The 232-nt window shown below is 54.7% G+C and carries 1 protein-coding gene; it reads left to right on the top strand.

What is annotated here, in order from left to right; translation table 11 throughout:
- Window positions 1-232: flavoprotein (locus H6B10_RS16550; protein ID WP_345941871.1), on the top strand; the 232-nt coding region annotated here is incomplete at both ends.

Here is a 232-nt window from a genome sequence, read left to right as displayed (position 1 = left end):
CTTCTGGCCGCTGGTATCAGTTCCACGCCGGTGACGTTGGCGGCAAAAAGCCTGCTGCGCGGTGGTTGCCCTGTTGTGGTGGCACCTTCCACCAATGACGGACTTTCCGGCAGTGCGGCGGCACTGGCGGCATTGCTGCAGCGAAAGCATTATTATTTTGTACCATTCGGCCAGGATGATAGCTACAAAAAGCCCAACAGCCTGAAAAGTGATTTTACACAACTGCCGGAAA

The sequence above is a fragment of the Gemmiger formicilis genome (genome assembly GCF_016901605.1).
Lineage (GTDB): Bacteria > Bacillota > Clostridia > Oscillospirales > Ruminococcaceae > Gemmiger > Gemmiger formicilis_B.
The sequence above is the reverse complement of the archived record's forward strand: the minus strand, read 5'-3'. Positions and strand labels throughout refer to the sequence as shown.